The sequence below is a fragment of the Chitinimonas sp. genome (assembly GCF_041904975.1).
Taxonomy (GTDB): Bacteria; Pseudomonadota; Gammaproteobacteria; order Burkholderiales; family Chitinimonadaceae; genus Chitinimonas.
In genome coordinates, this window is sequence record NZ_JAYRLZ010000306.1 from 1 (window position 1) to 4703 (window position 4703).

Sequence of the window (4703 nt, forward strand, 5' to 3'; positions counted from 1 at the left end):
GGCGGGGGGGGGCGGTGGGGCCTCTTTTTTTTTCTTAAATTTCTTTCCCCAAACAAAACCAACCCCCCCCGGCCGCGGGACGGGCCCCGCTCTAAACACCCGCGCCACAGGCGCATAAAGCCAACATCGCACATTCGGTGCAATGCACCTTACGGTCTTGACCCCTCGCTTGTGCGGCACACTTCGCTTAAATTTCGCATTACGCAGTGTGATGCCTGAGTATCGCTTTAGCTGAGTTAGCTATAAACCCCGGCTCTTTCATTTCGATATCGTGCAAAACAGCAACTGCAGCAACTGCAGTAGCCCTATTTTCGTCTGCAATCAAATATGCCGCCGCAAAATATCGCACCTCAGGTATGTCATGCTTGAGCAGATCAACGAGAATCGTAGAGATCTGGCCCTTCTCGCGCCACATGTCAGCCAATTCATCAACCCGTCGGGCAATAACATTGGCTTTTTTTGAATCCGCAGCTCGGACCTTTTCCCAGTAGCCTAAGGCATCAGCAACAAACCCCGCCCGAACATGTTCGATTTCTTCGCTATTCATTTCAAGGTCCCGTTAATTGCCTTATTTAGAATTTCCAATCCCTCTTTCATTTGCTCATCAAAGGGACGTCCATTCATTAAATCTCGAAAGGTTTTACCCGCACCAGGAACCAGCGACAAATAAGCTGCGCTAATATCCTGATGCACTTGTTTACCCACTCGCACTAAGTAATTAGTGGAGTTAATAGCACTTCGCGTAAACCCACTACGTCCAATTTGGCATTGTTCTACCACGTGGCGGATGTCTTCGCCAGCTCGAGTTCCCAAGGCAGCTTTAGCACGACGGAAACTACTAAAGGTTTGTACAAATCCCTTCTCTTCCGCAATAGTTTTAACAGCCGATGACGTAGCCGAGACTGAAGCAGAAGCCGGATTAGGGACGCCAGAGACAAGCTCGGCCCCGATCACAGTTCCGGCCGTTACCTCCTCGCCGTACATGATCAGGAAAAACATGGCTTCGCCGATGCATAGGTCCTCAAGGCACAAACCGGATTGGTCGGTATGCGCCAGAGGGTTCCCGCCCACATATGCATAGACTCACGCCCTAGCTCAACCCCGATCCACCTCGCCCCCCCAGCTCCAACGGCAACACCGTATGGAAATGATGAAAATCCATATGGGTAACCCCATCCTCATCCACCCGCAACAAATCCTGGTAGCGCGCCTGCCAGCGGATGGTGGCTGAATCGTAGGTGTGGCGGGCCTGTACCGGCTGGCTGGTGGTTTCATCCACCCCGTGCACGGTAAGGATCAAGGTGGCTTCCTCCTCGGCCAGTTGCTCGGGCGTCTTGCCGAAAAGCGGGCTGGTTTCGTCGATGATATGCATCATGCTCCAGCCCAGCATAAACATCGGCTGCTGCTCGCGCACCAGCTGGAGATCGTACAGGCGCCGCATCTCGTGCCCTTCGATCGACGTCTCGCGGCGTAGCAGGCGCAGGCGGGCGGAGGCCTCCAGAATCACGTTCTGCCGCGCATTGGCGGCCCGGATCAGCAGGGTTTGCTTGCCGTCGTGCGGACGCACGATGGGGTGGTTGGCAAACACGATCATGGCGCGCGGGCGCGAGAAGCGTGCGAACACCAGGCCGGTGACGATGGCCACGCTGGTGGTGCCGAGGAAGATTTCGATGGTGGCGACGATATGCGCATAGGTGCTGGCCGGATGCATATCGCCATAACCGACGGTAGCCAGCGTTTCCACACTGAAGAAGAACGCCCCCCAAAAGCCCGCTGGATACAGATTGGCAATGGCGTTGTCGCCCAGCATATACAGCAGGGCAAACACGGTATTGATCAGCATGAAGGCAAGGCCGGTGCCGAAGAAAAATCGCGGCCAGCTGGCGGTCAGCGCCACATGGTAGGCATTGGCGCCAAACGGCCGGGGCAGGCCGTGGGTGACTACATCACGGTCACCGAGGCGGATGCGGTGCGGGCGCGGCTTGATCATGGCTGCCCCAACCAGCCGGCGTCGCGTGCCTGTTCCAGCCGTGGCAGCACGTATTGCCACAGCGCCGGCGCGGCATCCTTGATCGGCAGGTTCTTGCGGATTACCTGCTCGAAGCGCACCTGGTTCTCGCGCCAGCTATAGCCGCCATTGGCAAGGTTCTGCAGCATGGGCAGCAGGCGGTCACAAGCATAGGCAAAGCGGCCTTCCGGCGTTTGCCGGTCTTCATACTCGCGCCATAGCGCCATGAATTCGCTGGCCTGCCGGGGTGGCAGCATGCCGAACAGGCGCTCGGCCGCCGCCGTTTCCTTGGCAGCCTTCTCGGCCGCGCCGCTGTCGTCATACAGAAACGTATCATCAGCGTCGATCTCGACGATATCGTGCAACAGCAGGATCTTCACCACCCGGCTGACATCAACAGCCGGCTCGGCATGCTCGGCCAGCAACATGGCCATCAGTGCCACATGCCAGCTGTGTTCGGCGCTGTTTTCCTGCCTGTCCAGCCCCACCGGCCGGGTTTTGCGCAAGATTCCCTTGAGTTTGTCCAGTTCCAGCAGGAAGGACAGTTGTGATTGCAGCATGATGATTTCGCTTTCACGCCGCCATTTCGGCAGCATTTGCAAGATGGCTTGTTCGCGCTCGGCGCTCAGTACGTTTTGCCAGCAGCCAGTCTGATCGCGTTGCTGCAACCAAGTGAGCGTATCGCGCAGGGTGTCGGCCAGCGGGCGCAGTTGCAGGCCGGCTGCCACCGCCTTGTCATTGGCAAACTGCATGAAGCCGCCGAATTCGCGACTGCTGGCTGGAATCCATAGCGGCAAGCCGCTCCATGGCACAAGGCCTTCGCGTTCCAGCAGCGCCTCGTCCACCCACGCGGTCGCCGGCGGTGTCGGGCTTAGTTCCAACAAGGCCGCATGCAGGTCGGCAAAGCTGACGGAGCCTGGCGCAGTCACCGCATTGAAGCTGCCAGTTTGTCCGCTATGCAATAAATGCAGCATCCATTCAGCCAGATCGCGCACATCGATCCACTGCAAGGGGCGCTCGGGTGGTGCGGGCAGCAAGGCCGTATCACCCCGCTCGCCCAGCAGATGCGGTGCAGCAAAGCGGGCTGGCCAGTAGCTGAAGCGGTCGGTCGGGTCGTGCGGGCCGATGATCAGGCCGGGTCGCACGATCAGTGCCTTGGGGAAATGCGCCAGCAGGGCCTGCTCGCACGCCGCCTTCAGTGCGCCATAGTGGCGGGAGATATCTTCCGATTCCGGCTCAGTGAGCGCCGCCAGCGGGGCGTCTTCGGTGATCCCCGCCACACTGGCATCGGCATAGGCCGACAGGCTGGACACCAGCAGATACTGCCCCACCCGCCCGGCCAGCAAGGCCGCACTGGCCGACACGATGCGCGGCACATAGGCAGTGGTATCGATTACCGCGTCCCATTCGCCTGTCTCAAGACTGCGCAAGCCCTCACCCAGCGACGGATCGCGATCGCCGGTGCGCAGTGCAACCCGCTCACCCCAAGGGTTTTCTTGCCGGCCACGGGTAAACAGGGTGACTTCGTCACCGCGCGCCAGCGCCGCCTCGACCAGATGGCGGCCAAGGAAGCGGGTACCGCCCAGTATCAGCAGGCGCATGCCGATCAGCCCTGCTTGGTCCAGGTATCCTTCAGGCCCACGGTGCGATTGAATACCGGCTTGCTGCCCGGCACATGGTCCTTGCGGTCGGTAACAAAGTAGCCAAGCCGCTCGAACTGGTAGCGGGTTTCCGGCGCGGCGCCGAGTACGCCGGCCTCGACAAAGGCGGTAAGCACCTTCAGCGACTCCGGGTTCACAAACTGGGTGAAGTCGAGATATTCGCCATCGTCACCGCGCACCGCATCGGGCCGCTCTACGGTGAACAGGCGCTCATACAGGCGCACCTCGGCCTCGATGGCATGCTCGGCGGAAATCCAGTGGATTACCCCCTTCACCTTGCGGCCGACCGGGTTCTGACCCAGGGTGGCCGGGTCGATCGAGCACTTCAGTTCCACTACATTGCCGGCGGCATCCTTTACCACCTCGTCGCACTTGATCACATAGCTGTAGCGCAGGCGCACTTCGGCACCCGGCGCCAGGCGCTGCCAGCCGGCGGGCGGCTGTTCGGCAAAGTCTTCGCGCTCGATATAGATGGTCGGGGCAATCGGCACTTCGCGCTCGCCGAATTCCGGGTGATGCGGATGGAAAGGCGCACTGCGGCTGGCGGTTACGCCCGGCTCGAAGTTGGCGAGCGTCACCTTGATCGGGTCGAGTACCGCAATCACGCGCGGCGCTTCCGCTTCCAGCGTTTCGCGCACCGCGCCTTCCAGCACGCTGTAGTCGATCACATTCGGCTGCTTGGACACGCCACAGCGCTGCGCGAACAGGCGCAAACCGGCCGGCGAATAGCCACGGCGACGCATGCCGCTGATGGTGGGCATGCGCGGATCATCCCAGCCGCTGACCAGGCCCTCACTCACCAGCTGATTGAGCTTGCGCTTGGAGGTGATCGCGTACAGCAGCTCCAGCCGCGAAAACTCGATCTGCTGCGGGTGGCAGCCGACATCGACATTGTCGAGCACCCAGTCGTACAGCGGGCGGTGGTCTTCGAATTCCAGCGAGCACAGCGAGTGGGTAATGCCTTCCAGCGCATCGGAGATGCAGTGGGTGTAGTCATACATCGGGTAGATGCACCACTTGTCGCCAGTGCGGAT

The 4703-nt window shown here is 60.2% G+C and carries 5 protein-coding genes; all 5 read right to left on the reverse strand.

The genetic code is table 11. The features are described from left to right. Positions 1-199: 199 nt before the first annotated feature. Positions 200-547: a hypothetical protein gene (locus tag ACE3OH_RS19550; RefSeq protein WP_374357121.1), complete on the reverse strand. Its 348-nt coding sequence runs from the start codon at positions 545-547 to the stop codon at positions 200-202. Continuing rightward, a complete protein-coding gene (locus ACE3OH_RS19555; RefSeq protein WP_374357123.1) occupies positions 544-999 on the reverse strand; it encodes a hypothetical protein in 456 nt (151 codons plus the stop codon). Before ACE3OH_RS19555 ends, ACE3OH_RS19550 begins: the two co-directional genes overlap by 4 nt. 91 nt (positions 1000-1090) lie before the next feature. Then, positions 1091-1990, reverse strand: a complete 900-nt coding sequence (locus tag ACE3OH_RS19560) for an ion channel (RefSeq protein WP_374357125.1) — start codon at positions 1988-1990, stop codon at positions 1091-1093. Continuing rightward, positions 1987-3609 (reverse strand): HD domain-containing protein, encoded by a 1623-nt coding sequence (locus tag ACE3OH_RS19565; RefSeq protein WP_374357127.1) that lies wholly within the window; start codon positions 3607-3609, stop codon positions 1987-1989. Before ACE3OH_RS19565 ends, ACE3OH_RS19560 begins: the two co-directional genes overlap by 4 nt. A gap of 5 nt (positions 3610-3614) precedes the next feature. Then, on the reverse strand, positions 3615-4703 hold a 1089-nt coding region (glnS, locus tag ACE3OH_RS19570), incomplete at its 5' end, for a glutamine--tRNA ligase (RefSeq protein ID WP_374357129.1).